Raw genomic sequence first — 15,600 nt, forward strand, 5'->3', positions numbered from 1 at the left:
CCGTTCAGCCTTTCTTCGGCGCCGCCGCTTCACTGCGGGGGCCCAGGCCCAGAACCGCTTCGCGGCCCAGGATCGCCAGATACTTGCAATACTCGGTCACCATCAGGCGCGCAGCCCCTGAGGTGCGCCACCAGCGCCCGGCGTTCATGACCGAGGTGGCGACGGGATAGGGGGTCAGCCGCTTGTCGGGCATGGCGCCGCGCAGTTCGAGCATGGCGCGGGGCATGTGGTAGTCGGCGGTGACCACGATCAGGCTGTCGAAGCGCATGGCCCGCGACCACTCCTGGGTCTCGCGGGCGTTGCCCAGGGTGTTGGCGGCGTCGAAGCCGAGGTCGACGCAGCAATCGTAGAGGCGGCGCGCGGCGCGGCTGACCACGCGGATATCCTCACGCGAGGCCTCGCGGCTGACGCCCGAGACCAGCATGCGGCGGGCCTTGCCGTCGGCGAGCAGCTCCATCGCCGCGCCGATGCGCTCGTTCGAGCCGGCGCCGGTAAGGGCGACGACGCCGTCGGCGGCGGCCGGACGGGGCGCCGGGGTCGAGCGCTCGACGCGCTCGGCGAAGGCCAGCAGGCCGGCGGTCCAGATGGCGGCCAGGACGAGGAGGGCGGTCAGACCTTTCACGCCAGCTCCCGGATCATGGACTGGGCGGTGAAGCGCGCGGCGACAGCGGCCACGGCGGCGGCGGCCAGCGGCGCAGGCAGGACGGACAAGAGATCGATCCAGGCGATCGGCAGCACCGGCGACAAACCTTGGCCTCCCCCAGCCAAGCGCAAGAGAGCGCCCATGATCGCTGCGCCGCCGGCTCCGAACAAGCCCGCGGTGGCGGCCATGCGCGCGAAGCGGACCTGGAACAGGCCGGCGATGAAGCGGTCCTCGGCCCCGGAGAGGTGCAGGACCTCGACCACCTCGCGGCGCGCGGCGAGGCCGGCGCGGGTGGCGAAGGCGACGACCGCGGCGGCGGCGACAGCGATGAGGCCGAAGACGGCCAGTCCGGCCCAGCGGGCGGTGCGGGCCGAGCGCTGGATGTCGGCCATCCAGACGGAGTGGTCGTCGACCACGGCGTCGAGGCCCTGGGCCCTGAGCGCCTGGTCGAGCGTGGCGGCGCTGGCGGGCGCCTCGCGGGTCAGCTGCACGGCGACGAGACGCGGCACCGGCAGGTCGGAGAGGTCGGCGTCGCCCAGCCAGGGAGCGATCAGGGCCTCGGCCTTCTCGCGTTCCATGGCGCGGGCCTCGGCGACGCCGCTGACCCCGGCCAGGGTCTCGGCGGCGCGGGCGGCGGCCCCGTCGGGGGTCTCGTTGGCCTTGGGCCGCACGATGATCGTCGCCTGGCCCTCGAGCTGGTCGGTCCAGTCGCGCGCGGCGCGGTCGGCGGCGAGCAGCGCCAGCAGGGTCAGGCAGGCCAGGAAGCACAGCACCGCCACCACGAAGGTCAGGGAGCCGTCGCGGGAGTCCGATTCCGGCAGGAACGGGGCGGGCCGCCAGCGGGCGACGTCGAAGTCGCTCATCGACGCTCCCTCGGCGTGGTGAGGCGGCCGTTCTCCAGGTGCAGGACCGGCATGCCGGACCGGGCCACCAGGTCCTGGTCGTGCGTGGCGAAGAGCACGGTCGCGCCCAGGCGGTTGAGCTCGACGAAGAGCTTCAGGATGCGCAGCGCCATGTCGGGGTCGACGTTGCCGGTCGGCTCGTCGGCGAGCAGGATCTCAGGGCGGTTGACCACGGCGCGAGCGATGGCGAGGCGCTGCTTCTCGCCGCCGGCCAGGGTGGCGGGCATGGCGTGCATGCGGTCCTTGAGCCCGACCCAGGCCAGGAGCTCGGCCACGTCGTCGCGATAGGTGTCGGGCTTGCGGCCCTCGATGCGCAGGGGCAGGGCGGTGTTGTCGAACACCGACAGGTGCTCCAGCAGCTTGAACTCCTGATAGACGACCCCGATGCGGCGGCGGAGGAAAGGCTGGTTCTCGCGCGCGACGGTCGAGACGTCCTGCCCGAATACGTGCATGAGTCCTTTAGAGGGCTTAGCGGCCAGGAACAGGAGTTTGAGCAGCGAGGTCTTGCCCGCCCCCGAAGCGCCGGTCACGAAGTGGAATGACCCGGGCTCCAGGGAGAAGGTAAGGTCCTTCAAAGTCTCGGGGGCACGACCATAGCGCATCGAAACATCATCGAAGCGGACAACGGCGTGATCGGCGTCGGTGGCGCCTGTGGCGTTCGGGTTTCTGGACATGGGGGCCGAAATCGGCGACCTCGGTTGAGGTTGCTGGAGCGTCCGATTCGGCTGTCATGATACTGACCTGTCCAGACTGCGCCACCAGCTATTTCGTGGACGATTCGAAGATCCCCGCGGATGGCCGGTTGGTGAAGTGCGCCAGTTGCGGCGCGCGCTGGACTGCGACCGCAGAAATCTCGCTCGAGCTGGAGAATTCCGAGGAAGAAGGCGCGATCGCCCGCGAGCGCGCGCCCGAACCCGAAGCGCCTCCGCGCCCGCTGACCGGCGACGAACTTCCCAAGGCGTTCCGGGCCAAGGCCGACACTGAGCGGCGGGTCCGAGAGGCGGCGGCGACCGGCGTCATCTGGGCCGGCATGGCAGCGGCGCTGGTGCTGATGATCGCGCTGGCCATCATCTTCCGGGTCGATGTGGTGCGCTTGTGGCCGCGGACGGCCAGCGCCTATGCCGGGGTCGGGCTGCCGGTGAACAGCCTGGGCCTGGTGATCGAAGGCGTGCGGTTCGAGCCCTCGCTGCAGGAAGGCCATGCGGCGCTGTCGGTCTCGGGGATGATCCGCAACATCGAGAACGAGCCGGTGGTGACCCCGCCGCTGCGCATCAGCCTGCTGGACGCCCAGGGCAAGGCCGTGGCGACGAAGATCGCGCGGCCGGCCGATGCGCGCATCCCGCCCGGCGAAACCCGTCACTTCGCCATCGCCCTGCTCGATCCGCCCGCGAGCGCCAAGGAGCTGGAAGTGGCCTTCGCGCCGCGTGAACCGGTGAACCTGAGCGTCAAGCAGGGGGATCCCGCCCCGGCCCCCGAACACGCGCCAGGCCCGGCCCTTCGCCCCGCCGCCGCGCCGCCGCCGGCGCCTGCGCCGATCGAAGCCCAGCCGCTGCCGCCGGGCAGCCCCGACGCCCTGCCCAGCCATGACTGACGCATACCCCGAACCCACTGTCTTGCTGACCGAGCAGGAGGTCGCCGGCCGCGTCGAGGCGCTGGCCCGCCAGATCGCACCGGTCATCGACGACGAAACCGTGGCCGTCTGCCTGCTGACCGGCGGGCTATGGTTCGCCTCGGACCTGACGCGGGCGCTGGCGCGCGCGGGACGCAATGTGAGGTTCGACGCCCTGTGGCTGGCCTCCTACGGCGACGAGCGCGCGAGCCTAGGACGCTGCGAGGTGCGCGCAGACCTCCAGCGCCCGCTGTCGGGGCGCACGGCGCTGGTGATCGACGACGTCATCGACACCGGCCTGTCGTTGTCGGAGGCGCACCGGCTGGTGCGCGACGCCGGCGCCAGCCGCGTGCTGACCGCGGTCTTCGCCAGCAAGCCGTGGCCGACGCCGCGGGCGATCACGCCGGACTTCGTGGCCTGGGAAGCGCCAGCGCGGTTCCTGGTCGGCTACGGGATGGATGCGGCCGGCGCGCTGCGCGGCCTGCCCTATATCGGCGCGCTGGATTAGGCGGCGGTCGCGCCGAGCACCGCCAGGCGGTCGCCTTGGGCGCACCAGGCGGCAACCGTGTACATCAGCTCTGCCGGCTGGATCGGCTTGGGATGCACGTCGTCGAAGCCGAGCGCGATCAGCCGCTCGCACTCGTCGGACATGGCGTCGGCGGTGAGGGCCAGAACCGGGATCTGACGGAGCCCGGCCTCGCCGAGGCGAATGCGGCGCAGGGCCTCGATCCCGTCCATGCGGGGCATGTGGACGTCCATCAGCACGATGTCGAAATGGTTCGCCCGCAGCAGGTCGAGCCCGTCGATCCCGTCATCGGCGAGACTGACCATTGCGCCGGCCGCCTCGAGGATGGCGCGGGCGACGGCCTGGTTGACCTTGTTGTCGTCGACGACCAGCACCTGGCGGCCTTCGAGGCTGACGGCATCGGGCGCGCCCTGGGCCGCGGCGGGCGCCGCGCCGGCCGGCAGCGGCAGGGCGACGCGGAACGTCGATCCTGAGCCTGGCTCGCTCTCCACGCCGATCGAGCCGCCCATCATCTCAGCCAACTGGCGGCAGATGGAAAGGCCGAGCCCGGTGCCGCCGTACCGGCGGGTGGTGGAGACCTCGGCCTGAGAGAAGGCCTGGAAGAGCTTCTCCTGCTGGTCGCGGCGCATGCCGACGCCCGTGTCGGTGACGATGATCTCGATGCCCTGCGGGGCGAGCGCGGCGATGCGGACGGCGACAGAGCCCTGATCGGTGAACTTCAGCGCGTTGGAGATCAGGTTCAGCAGGATCTGGCGCACGCGCAAAGGATCGCCCATCAGCCAGGTCGGCGCGTCCGCGTCGATGTCCAACGAGAGCTCAAGGCCCTTCTGGCGGGCGGCCTCGCCCCAAAGCAAGAAGGTTTGGCGGCCCAGCTTCTCGACGTCGAAGCCGACGCTCTCGAGGTTCAACTTGCCCGCCTCGATCTTCGAGAGATCGAGGATGTCGTTCAGGATCGCCATCAGGCTGTCGCCCGACTGGATGATCATGTCGAGATAGTCGGTCTGCTGGCGCCCAAGCTTGGTGCCGGCAAGGGCGTGCGCCATGCCCAGCACCCCATTCATCGGGGTGCGCAGCTCGTGGCTCATCATGGCCAGGAAGGCCGACTTGGCGCGGCTGGCTTCCTGCGCCTCAGCCTGGGCTTTTTCCAGCGCCAGGGCGTTGGCGCGTATGGTTCGGGCGACATTGACGACACAGGCGGCGAGCGCGACGAGCGAGAACACTACGATCGCCAGGTCCAAACCCCTGAACCCCCCGAACAGGAGCGGCGGCAGGCCGATCGCCAGCAGCGGGAACGGGGCCAGGAAGACGAAGGACGCGCGGCTGACCGAGGTATACTTCAGCGAGGCGACCAGCAGGCCGAACGGCATCAGCAGCGCGGCGAACTGGAGGGCCGGGCCGCCCCGGGTCCAGCAGATGACGGCCATGGCCGACCACGACGCGCCATAGAGCATGATCGGAGCCAGGCGCTCGATGCGCGACACGGCCTGGCCCCAGCGTTGAAAGCGGGCGCGGGCGACGATCAGCCAGATCTCCAGAACGAAACTGGCCGCGGCCCAGCAGAGCAGCGCGACGGGGCCGAGCGTTGCGAACAGCAGCAGGCCGGCCATCGCCGACATGATGACGCGGTGCTTCCAGCTCTGCTTGGTCATGTCCAGGGTTACGCCCGGACGGCCGTCGTCGACGATCTCTTTCCAATGCACTTGCAGAGCCTGCCGCTGTTACCCGGCGACCATAAGGCTAAGCTCGTGTGGTAAGGATTAACCCCGCCCTCGAGGCGGGGAGATCCTCATATTCGTCAGGCCTTGGCTGCCGCCGAGCCCAAGTGTCGCGCCTATTGCCAGGGGGCGGGCGCTTCCCTGGCCAGCATCTCGTCGTAGGTCGGACGCGGCCGCACGACGGCGTAGGCGCCGCCCTTGACCAGGACCTCGGGGACCAGCAGGCGGCTGTTGTACTCGCTGGACATCACGGCCCCGTAGGCGCCGGCGCTGAGGAAGGCGATCAGGTCGCCGGCCTGCAGAGGCGGCAGGGCGCGCTCGCGGGTGAAGGTGTCGCCGGTCTCGCAGATCGGGCCGACCACGTCGTAGACGACGGGCTCGCCCGCACGCGGATGGACGGGGACGATCTCGTGATAGGCGTCGTACATCGCCGGGCGGATCAGATCGTTCATCGCCGCGTCGAGGACGACGAACTTCTTGCCTTCCGGCCGCTCGTGGATGTGCTGGACCTGGGCCAGCAGGACGCCGGCGTTGGCGGCGATCATGCGGCCGGGCTCGAAGGCATAGCCGACGTCCAGGCCCTTCATCGTCTTGGCGATCATCCGCGCATAGTCGGCGGGCGAGGGCGGTTCAGGCTGGTTGAAGTAGGGCACACCCAGACCGCCGCCGAGATCGAGGCGCTGGACCGACAGGCCCTCGCCACGCAGGCGCTCGACCAGGCCGCGCATCTTTTCGAAGGCCTTGGCCATCGGTTCCAGGTCGGTGATCTGGCTGCCGATGTGGCAGGTCACGCCGACCGGGTTGAGACCCGCATCGTTCGAGGCGTTGGCGTAGAGACGCTCGGCCTCGGAGAACGAGACGCCGAACTTGTTGTCGGACTTGCCGGTCGAGATCTTGGCGTGGCCGCCGGCCGAGACGTCGGGATTGACGCGGATGGCGATGGTGGCGCGGGTCCCCAGCGACTGGGCGACCTGGCTGGCCAGGCGCATTTCCGGCTCGGACTCGACGTTGATCTCGGCGACGCCGGCCTTGAGCGCGAAGGCGATCTCGCCCTCGGTCTTGCCGACGCCGGAGAAGACGATCTTCTCGGCCGGGATGCCGGCGGCCAGGGCGCGGCGCACCTCGCCCTCGGACACGGTGTCGGCGCCGGCCCCGAGCTTGGCCAGGGTGCGCAGCACGGCCAGGTTCGAGTTGGCCTTGACCGCGAAGGCGATCAGCGGGTCGCCGCCGTCGTCGCCCTTGATGCCCTCGGCCACCAGCGCGTCGCGCAGCACGGTGTAGTGCCGCTCGAAGGTGGCGCTGGAATAGACATAGACCGGGGTCCCGACCGCCGTAGCGATGTCGGCCAGGGACACGCCCTCACAGAAGAGCTCGCCGCCCTTCAGCTCAAAATGATTCATCGGGGGTTCGCGTACGGGTCGGGCAGGGCGCCTTGGGGGGCGCTGGCGGTCGGGTTCTGGGCCGAGTCGATCGGCAGGGTGCGCGGCGGCGCCGGGCGGTCGTCGCGCGTGCGCGGGTCGATGGTGCGCACCTGGCGGGTCGGGTCGGCGCCGGCGTCGGCGCCCGAGCCCTTGCCGACCATCGGGCCGGGACGCTCAAGGTCGCCCATCTGGCCGCAGCCGGCGAGGGCGACCGCGCCGATCATGGCGATCGCGGCGAGGGGATGAAGGTTCATCAGAGCTTCTCCTTCCAACGCGCGATCTGGGCGCGGACCTGCTCCGGCGAGGTTCCGCCGTAGCTCTTGCGGCTGGCGGCCGACGCTTGCGGCGTCAGCACGTCAAAGACGGCCGCGGTGATCCGCGGCTCGATGGATTGCAGTTCGGCGAGCGGCAGGCCGGGCAGATCGACGCCCAGGCCCTCGGCCTTCTTCACCGCAGCCCCGGTCACATGGTGGGCGTCGCGGAACGGCATGTCGAGGGTCCGCACCAGCCAGTCGGCGAGATCCGTGGCGGTGGAGAAGCCGGCGCCGGCGGCGGCGGCCATGCGTTCGGCGTTCGGCTCCAGGTCGGCGACCATGCCGGCCATGGCGGCCAGCGACAGCTCCAGGGCGTCGAAGGCCTCGAAGGTCGGGACCTTGTCCTCCTGCATGTCCTTCGAATAGGTCAGCGGCAGGCCCTTCATGACCACGGTCAGCTGGGTCAGCGAGCCGAGGATGCGGCCGACCTTGGCGCGGATTAGCTCGGCGGCGTCCGGGTTCTTCTTCTGCGGCATGATCGACGAGCCGGTGGTGAAGGCGTCGGTCAGCTTCACGAAGCCGAACTGCGGCGTCATCCAGATCACGATCTCTTCGGCCAGGCGCGACAGGTGCACGGCGCAGAGGGTGGCGGCCGACAGGCTCTCCAGCGCGAAGTCGCGGTCCGAGACGCTGTCCAGCGAGTTGGCGGTCGGCGCGGCGAAGCCCAGGGCCTGGGCTGTCGCGTGGCGGTCGATCGGGAACGGCGAGCCGGCCAGGGCCGCGGCGCCCAGCGGGCACTCGTTCATCCGCGCGCGGGCGTCGGCGAAGCGCGAGGCGTCGCGGCCGAACATCTCGACATAGGCCAGCAGGTGGTGGCCGAAGGTCACCGGCTGGGCCGGCTGCAGGTGGGTGAAGCCCGGCATCAGGGTGGCGGCGTGCGGCTCGGCCTTGGCCACCAGCGCGCGCTGGAGGGCCTGGATCTGGGCGACCGTCCGGTCGCAGGCGTCGCGGACCCAGAGCCGGAAGTCGAGCGCGACCTGGTCGTTGCGCGAGCGGGCGGTGTGCAGCCGGCCGGCGGCCGGGCCGATCAACTCGCGCAGCCGCGCCTCGACATTCATGTGAATGTCCTCGTACTCGTCGCGGAACGGGAAGGTCCCGGCGGCGATCTCGGCCTCGATGGCCTGCAGGCCGCCCTGGATCGCAGCCTCGTCCTCGCTTGTAATCACGCCCTGCTTGAGCAACATCGCCGCGTGAGCGCGGGACCCGGCCAGGTCCTGGGCCGCAAGCCGCTTGTCGAAGCTGATGGAGACGTTGATCGCCTGCATCAGATCGGCCGGCTTGGACGAGAACCGTCCGCCCCACATGGCCTGGCCCCCGTCTTGGGGCGCCTGCGCCGGGGTTCCGGCGCCAGTCGAGGAAGAGTGCGTCATATGACCGAGAAGTCTGCTGAGAAAGCCGCGGGGGAATCCAAGGCTTTTCCGTTGAAATGGGTGCTGCGGGGCGTCGCCGTCGCCGGCGTCGCCGCGGTTGTCTACATCATCGTCCAGGCTTCCATAAACCCCCAGCGGGAAACCGAGTTGAAGTCGTTCGCCAAGGGCGAGATGGCGAAGTTCGTGGTTCCGCTCGAAGCGGCCCCCGCGCCAGCCACCAGCTTCCTGGACGCCGATGGCGGAACCAAGCGCATCGCCGACTTCAAGGGGCAGGTGACGGTGGTGAACCTCTGGGCCACCTGGTGCGGCCCCTGCGTGATCGAAATGCCGACCCTGGCCAAGCTGGCCGCCAGTTATGAGGGTAAGCCCGTCCAGGTGGTGACGATCAGCGTCGACCGGCCGCAGGACGCCGACAAGGCCCGCATGTTCATCGCCAAGCACGCGCCGCTTGTCTTCTATCACGATCCCAACATGGCCATGCCGTTCGCGTTCAAGCCGCCAGCGGCGGGCATGCCGACGACGGTGATCTACGGCGCCGACGGCGTCGAGCGCGGCCGTCTGGCGGGAGATGCCGATTGGTCGGGCAAGGACGCCAAAGCCCTGATCGATAAAGTCCTGGCGGAAAATTGAACCGGGTTCGTTGTTGACCGGCTAGCCTGGCCGTGTGCAAAAATTTCGCCTGCAATCCGGACTTGGGCCTGCAGTCGCCCCGCCTTAGCGGACCGAACCAGCCTTCCCAGACTTGAGATTGTTTCGGGGCGCGTCGCTTGCGCGTCCCGTTTGGACGCTAGTCAGGGAGACGAAAGCGTTATGGCCACCGGGACGGTCAAGTGGTTCAACACCACCAAGGGTTACGGCTTCATCCAGCCGGACAACGGCAGCAAGGACGTCTTCGTCCACATCTCCGCGGTCGAACGTGCGGGCCTTCGCGGCCTTAACGAGGGACAGAAGGTGGAGTTCGTGGAGCGGGAAGAGCGCGGCAAGATCGCCGCCGTCGACCTCAAGCCGATCTAGGCGCCAAGCCCAAACTGCAACGCGACGACGAGCGCCGGTCCAGTCAGGCCGGCGCTCGTTTCGTTCAGGCCACTTCCTTCTGGCGCGTCCGCTGGCCAGCGTCCGGGTCGGTCATGACGCGGAGCAGGTTGACCAGGGAGGACCTGGCTTCCTGCGGCAGCCGCTCGAATGCGCTCAACAACTCAAGCGCGCCGGGGGTGCGCATCCGGCTCAGCAGGTCGACGTCGCCGTCGCCGGCCGGGGTGTCCAGGACGTCCATCAGGTCCACAACCCGGCATCGCAGCGCCCGCGCAATCTGGACGAGCCGGGAGAACGAGATCCGGTTGGCGCCGTTCTCGTACTTCTGGATCTGCTGGAAGCTAACGCCGCACTGTTCGGCAAGCGCTTCTTGCGACATGCCGATTGTCCTTCGCCGGATCCTGACCGCCGCGCCGAGCGCCACGTCCATAGGGTCGGGGGTCTTGTTGGAAGGTTCAGCAGACATTGTGGTCTCCTCACCCAAATCGTCCGCCAGCGGAATGGAGGTTCCGAGGTTCGTTTTGGATTCAAGGAAGTTAAGGCCCATATTTATGCTTTGAAAAGAGTACTGAGCCGCTGCAGAGGCGATGATTGCCGAGCATGCTCAGCGAACGTGTTTCCTGGAAACCGAGTACTCGCAGGCCGAAAGCTTCCGCTCGCTAATAAATCGGGGGGTGCAACGGCCTGGACGCGCGAAATATGGTGTCTATTCGCCTTAAGATCGCTGTTCACCTGATCGGCGCCGGTTGTAGCGAGGACTTCAAAAAGGGGTGAGCGCGTTCAGGCGCGGTCGGCCCACGTTCGCGCTCTGGATGTGTTCGGCGACGCTTTGCAGCGGGGCTGTGGACGGCCGGCCACACTTGGCGAGCGCCGCCGAAAACCTCGACAGGTTGCAGGCCGCGGAAACTACAGAATATTCAGACAGCCGGAGCTGGCGGCGTGTTGGAAATCTACCGCCGAGCGATTTGGCGACGCGGGCGACAGCACCATGCCGGCCGTCCCGCAGTCCCCTGGGTGAGGCGGCGGTCATTTACTGGCCGGCCGAAATGACCATACTCAAGGGATGCTCAAGGCGTGGTCGAAATGAAAATAACGCCGGTATGTTGTGCTGGCGCTTTGCTCTTGGCAGGCTGCGTCTCCAACAAGATCGATGTCGTCGAAAGCGGCGCGCGGCCTGATCTGCGCGCGCGCGGGGTGACGGTCGCGCAGGCGGACAAGGCCGCGACCGTGCCCGCGCCGCCGGTGGCCGCGAAGCTGCAGGCCGCGGGGCTGCTCATGCGCGATGCGCCGGGCGACGGCTATCTGGTCGAGCTCAGCTACAGCGAGCGGCCCTCGAAGGTCGGCGCCTATGCCGGTCCGGAGCCGGCGGCCGGCGCCGCGCCCGAGGCCTGGGTGGCGCCGCCGGAGAAGCCGCGCTGGTGGGCGCCTCGGCGCGGCCAGCTGTGCACGCTTACGGCGCGGGTGATCAATCCGGCGTCCGGCGGCGAGGCCTATCGGGTGCGCGCGAGCGTGAAGGGCCGGCAGCCGGACTGCGGCGAGGCGGCCGAGGGGCTGAGCACGGCGGTGGCCGGGCGGTTGGCGCCGGCGCTCTAGCCGCGCGCCAGCGGCAGCCGGACCGCGAAAGCGGCGCCCTGGCCGGGCGTGCTCACGCAGTCGATGCTTCCGCTGTGGCGCTGGACGACGGCGTGCACGAACGAGAGACCCAGCCCCACACCGTCGATCCGCTCGCCGCCCTTGGGGCGCACGCGCTGGAAGCGCTTGAACAGGTTGGCGACCTGGGCCGGGGTCATGCCTTCGCCCTGATCGGTGATCGTGCAGATCGCCTGGTCCGCCTCGATGCGTACGGTGCAGTCCACGCGGCCGCCGTCGGGCGAGTACTTGATGGCGTTGTCGACGAGATTGATCAGGGCCCGGGTGAGCAGGGAGCGGTCGGCCTCGACCAGCACCTCGCCGTCCGCCTCGGCCGCGATGACCGTGATCTGGCGGGCGGAGGACTGCGGCCAGAGATCGTCGACGGCGTCGAGCAGGGCGTCGCCCAGGTCGAGAACCTCGAGCGTGTAGGTGTCCGCCTCGGCCCGGGCGAGGTTCACGAAATTGTCGGCCAGCGACAGGGTGCGACGCGCATAGCCGGCGATGCGGTCGGACAGCGGGGCGGCGACGGCCTGGGCCTCCGAACTGCCGAGCAGGGTGAGGATCGACACCTGCGGCGAGCGCATGTCGTGGGTGAGCAGTTCGAGGATGTGCTCGCGCTGGCGGCCGGCGTCCTTCAGGGCGGTGATGTCGGTGAAGCGCACGATCCAGCCGACCACCGCGCCGCCGGCCTCGCCGAGCGTCGTGCGCCGGATCGCAAAGCAGCGACCGTCCGGGATCGCCAGTTCGACATCGGCGGCCTCGGCGGCGATCTCCAGGGCGTCGGCCTCAGGCGCGAGCGCGGCGATCAGGTCGGCGACCGGACGGTTGGCGGGATCCAGGCCCGCGCCGCCGAACAGGGCCTCGGCCTCGCGATTGGCGATCAGCACCTGGCCGTCGAGGGCGGTGACGAGGGTGGCGTCGGGCAAACCCTGCAGCGCGTCCAGCACCTGGTGGCGCAGGTCGCGGGCGCGGTCGATGGCGGCGTGCATCAGCGCCACCTGGCGGTCGATGACGTCGGTGGGCGGCCCGCCGCGGCGCTGGGCCAGGGCCGAGAGGAGGTCGGGCTCCTGGGAAAAGGCCCTCAGTTCCTGCAGCATGTAGGCGCTGGTGGCCTCCAGGCGCCGCCAGCTCCACAGCGGATAGACCAGCAACAGACCCGCCAAGGCGGCGGTCGGCGGCGCCCACATCCGGGCGTGGAGCAGCAGGAGCGCGCTGGCGCCGACGGTGGCGACGACGAGCGCCGCCCCCAGCAGCAGGTTGGCGCGCGGGCGGAACAGCAGGAAGCCGGCCAGGGCCAGGGCCAGGGGCGTCAGCGAGAACAGCAGCAGCGGGCCGGGCCCCGCAGGGCTGATGGCGCGCCCGGTCAGCAGGGTGTCGAGCAGGTTCGCCTGCAACTCGATCCCCGACATGATCTCGGTGTGGTTGGAGAGCGGCGTGGCGTAGCGGTCGCCAAGGCCGTCAGCGGTGGCTCCGACCAGGACCAGCTTGTCCTTCAGAAAGGCGGCCGGGGTCGCGCCGTTGACGACGTCGACGAAGGACACCGTGCGGAAGTGTCCGGGCGGGCCGGCGAAGGAGATCAGCAGAGGCTCCTCCCGCGCCAGCAGGTCGCGTGCGGGGCCGGGCGCGGCGCCTGCGCCGGCGGGCGGGGGACGGCGCCCGGCCGCCGCCTGCATGAAGCTCATCAGGTGGGGCCAGGCGTGCGAACCGTCCCGCTCGATCATGAAGGTGCGGCGGATCACGCCGTCGCTGTCGAAGGCGACGTTGACCTGGCCCAGGCCGGCGACGCGGGCGGCCAGGGGCGGGATCGGGGCCAACACCTCGAAGGGGGCGCCGTCCGGGCCGGGGACGTCGAAGGTCAGGGGCAGATAGACCGGCGGGCCGGCGGCGAGCGCGCGGCCGAGGGCCTCGTCGGCGCCGGGCGTCGCCTCGGGTTCAACCAGCAGCACGTCGTAGGCGACCGCACGTGGCGCGTATCGGGCCAGGGCCTCCAGCAGCGCCTGGTGCTGCGCGCGCGGCCAGGGCCAGCGGCCGAGTTCGGCCACGCTGCGGTTGTCGATGGCGACGATGACGATGTCGTCGTGCGGCGCGCGCACGCCCCACTCCGACACGGTGTCGAAGATGACATTGTCGGCGCGTTCGGTCGCGCGGCTCAGGGCCAGGATCGTCACCAGGGCCGAGACCGCCAGGGCCACCAGAGCCCATTCGGCGATGACCCGCCGGCGGGCGGACCACAGCGAGGGTTTGGCGATGGCGGCCTTGTCGCTCAACGCCCGATTTCGAACCGCTCGAGGGGCGTCCATTTCTCGTAGTAGCCCCCGCCTGCGAAGGTTCGCGACATGACGCGCCAATTGTACACGCCCGGGGGCAGGTCGGTGATGGTCAGTTCCTGCATCGTCAGGCCGGCCTCGTCGACGACCGGCGCCTCGGCGCCGTCGCGCAGGAGTTGGAGGCGGTAGGTGCGCTCGCCGGCGCCGCCGACCTGCCAGCGGAACTTGTAGCGCCGCAGGCCGCCGTCGCGGCTGGCGACCGGCGCAGAGGTGGTGAGCGTGTTGAGGCGTCGCTCGAAGGCGTAGGTGGCCGGCAGGCCGAGGAGGCCGTTGTCGTCCATGGCCGCCAGGCGCAGGAAGTAGACGCCGTCCGGCAATTCACCGAGCGCCAAGTCTGGGGTGTCCGATGCGGTCTCGTCCAGGACCTCGACGAAGCCGGCGTCGGCGGCCAGGCGCACGTGATAGCCGCGGGCCGCGGCGGGGCCGCTGATCTGGAACCGCACGGCCTGTTCATCCTGGACCCGGCCAAGATTGGCGACGTTCGGCGCGGCCGCGAGGCTGATCGGGGCGGAGACGCCGGCGGCGGTGGTGACCGCGCCGTAGGCGGCGGCGACGTCTTCGCCCTGGCGATCGGCGCTGACGGCGACCAGGCCTTCGATGACCTCGGTGCTGGCCCGTTCGGCCTGGGTGTCATAGGCGACGCGGAACTCGGTGCCGCGGACGGCGGACACCGACATCGGCGTGCGGACGGTGTAGCTGTCACGGGGGTTGCGCAGCGGCGTGACGGCGGATTCCAGCCGTCCGCTCTGAACCTCCAGGTCGCGGCGGACGACGCCGGTCATTTCCACCATCGTCATCTTGCCGAGGCGGACACGGCTCTGGGACGGCAACGAGAGATGGGTACCGTCGGGAAGATCCAGGCGCAGGAAGGCGTTGGGGCCGGTTGCGACGACCGCGCCCTCGTTCAGCATCATGCCGGTGGAGACCGGCAGCGTGCGCCCTCCGGCGGTCACCGTGACCGCGCCGCGGAAGCCGGCGACGCGGGCCTCGATCGGGGTGATCTTCAGGAGCCGCGCGGGGACCTTGAGCTGCGAGCCGGCCTGCAGCCGCTTGGGATCAGCGACCCGGTTCAGGCGTTGGACCGTGCGATAGTCGCCCCCGGCGAAGTAGCGACGGCCCAGCTCGTAGAGCGTGTCGCCGGGCTGAACGACGTAGCGTTCGACCGGCTCGGCCGACATCGCCGGCGCGGCGGCGAGCGCCTGCAGCGCCAGACCCGCGATCGCCGCCCGCTTCCAGCTCATTCAGCGGCCTCTTCCGGCAGGTCCTCGGTCAGCCGTTCCAGGCGATAGCCGTAGCTGTAGACCGGCGCGAGCCGATAGCCGTTCTGCGGGCGCAGCTCGAGCTTGGTGCGCACGCGCGAGATGTGCATGTCCAGCGTACGGGTGGGCAGGTCGGGGTTGCGGCCCCAGATCGCCTCGAGGATGTGGCCGCGCGAGAGCGCGCGATGGACGTTGCGGAACAGCAGCAGGGCCAGGCCGAATTCCTTGGCGGTCAGGGCCACGGGCTCGCCGTTGCGGGTCACCTGCTCGGCCGGCAGGTTGAAGCGGTATTCGCCGTGGGTCTCCACGCCGCCGGTGGTGCGGTCCGGGTAGCTGCGGCGGAGCAGGGCGTTCACGCGGGCGAGCAGGACGCCCGATTGCACCGGCTTGACCACATAGTCGTCCGCGCCGCCGTTCAGGCCGGCGACGACGTCCGCCTCGGCCGAGCGGCTGGTGAGCAGCAGGATCGGCGGGCAGGGCGCGAGGTTCTTGTGCGCCCAGGCGACGACGTCCAGCCCGCTCATATCAGGCAGGTTCCAGTCGAGCACAAGCAGGTCGAAGGTTTCCCGGCGAAGGGCCGCAATCAGCGGAGTCGCCATGTGGAAGCATTGACAGTTGTGCCCCCCGCTCACCAGCAGGCGAGCGATCGCCTCTCTCTGGGCGTCGTCGTCTTCCAACGCCGCAATTCTCATACGCATTGCTCGATCAGTACCGCAGACCGTCATCGACGCCGCAAAGCGGCCGGCGCCAACTAGAGAATTACAGCCATGGTCCGGCTTGGGTGGGTAAACAAGTGTAAACGTGCCGGAAGTTTACACCGTTGGGACGGGCTTCTGGACTACCGAGGAGC

General features: G+C 69.8%; 16 protein-coding genes. 5 read left to right on the forward strand and 11 right to left on the reverse strand.

Going from position 1 to position 15,600, the window contains the following annotated elements; translation table 11 throughout:
- Nucleotides 1–4: 4 nt before the first annotated feature.
- Genes ASC79_RS15935 through ftsE form a run of 3 tightly spaced genes read right to left on the reverse strand, consistent with a single transcriptional unit; the run spans nt 5 to nt 2,219 of the window.
- Nucleotides 5–622 (reverse strand): YdcF family protein, encoded by a 618-nt coding sequence (locus tag ASC79_RS15935; protein WP_056022352.1) that lies wholly within the window; start codon nt 620–622, stop codon nt 5–7.
- Nucleotides 619–1,506: an ABC transporter permease gene (locus ASC79_RS15940; RefSeq protein ID WP_056022350.1), complete on the reverse strand. Its 888-nt coding sequence runs from the start codon at nt 1,504–1,506 to the stop codon at nt 619–621. The genes ASC79_RS15935 and ASC79_RS15940 overlap by 4 nt, the downstream gene beginning before the upstream one ends.
- Nucleotides 1,503–2,219 (reverse strand): cell division ATP-binding protein FtsE, encoded by a 717-nt coding sequence (ftsE, locus tag ASC79_RS15945; RefSeq protein ID WP_056022347.1) that lies wholly within the window; start codon nt 2,217–2,219, stop codon nt 1,503–1,505. The genes ASC79_RS15940 and ftsE overlap by 4 nt, the downstream gene beginning before the upstream one ends.
- 56 nt (nt 2,220–2,275) lie before the next feature.
- Between ftsE and ASC79_RS15950 the strand changes: the two genes are divergently transcribed.
- Together ASC79_RS15950 and ASC79_RS15955 are read left to right on the forward strand one after the other, a co-directional pair.
- Entirely contained in the window at nt 2,276–3,136 is an 861-nt protein-coding gene (locus ASC79_RS15950; RefSeq protein ID WP_056022344.1) for a DUF3426 domain-containing protein, read from the forward strand.
- Nucleotides 3,129–3,662 carry a phosphoribosyltransferase gene (locus ASC79_RS15955; RefSeq protein ID WP_056022341.1) on the forward strand — a complete coding sequence of 178 codons (534 nt, stop codon included), beginning with the start codon at nt 3,129–3,131 and terminating at the stop codon, nt 3,660–3,662. Before ASC79_RS15950 ends, ASC79_RS15955 begins: the two co-directional genes overlap by 8 nt.
- Here ASC79_RS15955 and ASC79_RS15960 read toward each other — a convergent pair.
- The 4 genes from ASC79_RS15960 to argH all read right to left on the reverse strand — a co-directional run bounded on the left by ASC79_RS15960 (nt 3,659) and on the right by argH (nt 8,500).
- A complete protein-coding gene (locus ASC79_RS15960; RefSeq protein ID WP_162244300.1) occupies nt 3,659–5,380 on the reverse strand; it encodes an ATP-binding protein in 1,722 nt (573 codons plus the stop codon). The two genes, ASC79_RS15955 and ASC79_RS15960, sit on opposite strands and share 4 nt — an antisense overlap.
- 131 nt (nt 5,381–5,511) lie before the next feature.
- Nucleotides 5,512–6,795 carry a diaminopimelate decarboxylase gene (lysA, locus tag ASC79_RS15965; protein WP_056022338.1) on the reverse strand — a complete coding sequence of 428 codons (1,284 nt, stop codon included), beginning with the start codon at nt 6,793–6,795 and terminating at the stop codon, nt 5,512–5,514.
- A complete protein-coding gene (locus ASC79_RS15970; RefSeq protein WP_056022335.1) occupies nt 6,792–7,070 on the reverse strand; it encodes a lipoprotein in 279 nt (92 codons plus the stop codon). The genes lysA and ASC79_RS15970 overlap by 4 nt, the downstream gene beginning before the upstream one ends.
- A complete protein-coding gene (gene argH / locus ASC79_RS15975) occupies nt 7,070–8,500 on the reverse strand; it encodes an argininosuccinate lyase (protein ID WP_156378385.1) in 1,431 nt (476 codons plus the stop codon). Before argH ends, ASC79_RS15970 begins: the two co-directional genes overlap by 1 nt.
- On the opposite strand from argH, the gene ASC79_RS15980 reads away from it, so the two are divergent.
- Nucleotides 8,501–9,130, forward strand: coding sequence for a TlpA disulfide reductase family protein (locus tag ASC79_RS15980; RefSeq protein ID WP_056022329.1), 630 nt, complete (start codon nt 8,501–8,503; stop codon nt 9,128–9,130).
- Between the two features lie 180 nt (nt 9,131–9,310).
- The gene (locus ASC79_RS15985) at nt 9,311–9,514 is read left to right on the forward strand and encodes a cold-shock protein (RefSeq protein ID WP_056022327.1); all 204 of its coding nucleotides are present in this window, start codon (nt 9,311–9,313) and stop codon (nt 9,512–9,514) included.
- Between the two features lie 64 nt (nt 9,515–9,578).
- Here ASC79_RS15985 and ASC79_RS15990 read toward each other — a convergent pair whose 3' ends face one another.
- Nucleotides 9,579–10,079, reverse strand: coding sequence for a helix-turn-helix domain-containing protein (locus tag ASC79_RS15990; RefSeq protein ID WP_056022324.1), 501 nt, complete (start codon nt 10,077–10,079; stop codon nt 9,579–9,581).
- Between the two features lie 575 nt (nt 10,080–10,654).
- Here ASC79_RS15990 and ASC79_RS15995 point away from each other — a divergent pair.
- Nucleotides 10,655–11,125 carry a hypothetical protein gene (locus ASC79_RS15995; protein ID WP_056022321.1) on the forward strand — a complete coding sequence of 157 codons (471 nt, stop codon included), beginning with the start codon at nt 10,655–10,657 and terminating at the stop codon, nt 11,123–11,125.
- Here ASC79_RS15995 and ASC79_RS16000 read toward each other — a convergent pair.
- The 3 genes from ASC79_RS16000 to ASC79_RS16010 are packed head-to-tail and all read right to left on the reverse strand — an operon-like array spanning nt 11,122 to nt 15,448.
- Nucleotides 11,122–13,431: a CHASE2 domain-containing protein gene (locus ASC79_RS16000; protein WP_056022318.1), complete on the reverse strand. Its 2,310-nt coding sequence runs from the start codon at nt 13,429–13,431 to the stop codon at nt 11,122–11,124. The genes ASC79_RS15995 and ASC79_RS16000 overlap by 4 nt on opposite strands.
- Complete coding sequence (locus ASC79_RS16005) at nt 13,428–14,732, reverse strand: FecR domain-containing protein (protein ID WP_056022315.1); 1,305 nt, start codon at nt 14,730–14,732, stop codon at nt 13,428–13,430. Before ASC79_RS16005 ends, ASC79_RS16000 begins: the two co-directional genes overlap by 4 nt.
- On the reverse strand, nt 14,729–15,448 hold the full coding sequence (locus ASC79_RS16010; RefSeq protein WP_235528763.1) for a response regulator transcription factor: 720 nt from the start codon (nt 15,446–15,448) through the stop codon (nt 14,729–14,731). The genes ASC79_RS16005 and ASC79_RS16010 overlap by 4 nt, the downstream gene beginning before the upstream one ends.
- Nucleotides 15,449–15,600 lie beyond the last annotated feature (152 nt).

The organism is Phenylobacterium sp. Root1290, assembly GCF_001425305.1.
In the GTDB taxonomy this organism is placed as follows: Bacteria; Pseudomonadota; Alphaproteobacteria; order Caulobacterales; family Caulobacteraceae; genus Phenylobacterium.

What these genes read in the sequence shown, in the direction of transcription:
- ASC79_RS15990 (WP_056022324.1), bottom strand. Translation starts at nt 10,079, where the DNA reads ATGGGCCTTAACTTCCTTGAATCCAAAACGAACCTCGGAACCTCCATT.
- ASC79_RS16010 (WP_235528763.1), bottom strand. Translation starts at nt 15,448, where the DNA reads ATGCGTATGAGAATTGCGGCGTTGGAAGACGACGACGCCCAGAGAGAG.
- ASC79_RS16005 (WP_056022315.1), bottom strand. Translation starts at nt 14,732, where the DNA reads ATGAGCTGGAAGCGGGCGGCGATCGCGGGTCTGGCGCTGCAGGCGCTC.
- ASC79_RS15980 (WP_056022329.1), top strand. Translation starts at nt 8,501, where the DNA reads ATGACCGAGAAGTCTGCTGAGAAAGCCGCGGGGGAATCCAAGGCTTTT.
- lysA (WP_056022338.1), bottom strand. Translation starts at nt 6,795, where the DNA reads ATGAATCATTTTGAGCTGAAGGGCGGCGAGCTCTTCTGTGAGGGCGTG.
- ASC79_RS15955 (WP_056022341.1), top strand. Translation starts at nt 3,129, where the DNA reads ATGACTGACGCATACCCCGAACCCACTGTCTTGCTGACCGAGCAGGAG.
- ASC79_RS15970 (WP_056022335.1), bottom strand. Translation starts at nt 7,070, where the DNA reads ATGAACCTTCATCCCCTCGCCGCGATCGCCATGATCGGCGCGGTCGCC.
- ASC79_RS15940 (WP_056022350.1), bottom strand. Translation starts at nt 1,506, where the DNA reads ATGAGCGACTTCGACGTCGCCCGCTGGCGGCCCGCCCCGTTCCTGCCG.
- ASC79_RS15950 (WP_056022344.1), top strand. Translation starts at nt 2,276, where the DNA reads ATGATACTGACCTGTCCAGACTGCGCCACCAGCTATTTCGTGGACGAT.
- ASC79_RS15985 (WP_056022327.1), top strand. Translation starts at nt 9,311, where the DNA reads ATGGCCACCGGGACGGTCAAGTGGTTCAACACCACCAAGGGTTACGGC.
- ftsE (WP_056022347.1), bottom strand. Translation starts at nt 2,219, where the DNA reads ATGTCCAGAAACCCGAACGCCACAGGCGCCACCGACGCCGATCACGCC.
- argH (WP_156378385.1), bottom strand. Translation starts at nt 8,500, where the DNA reads ATGACGCACTCTTCCTCGACTGGCGCCGGAACCCCGGCGCAGGCGCCC.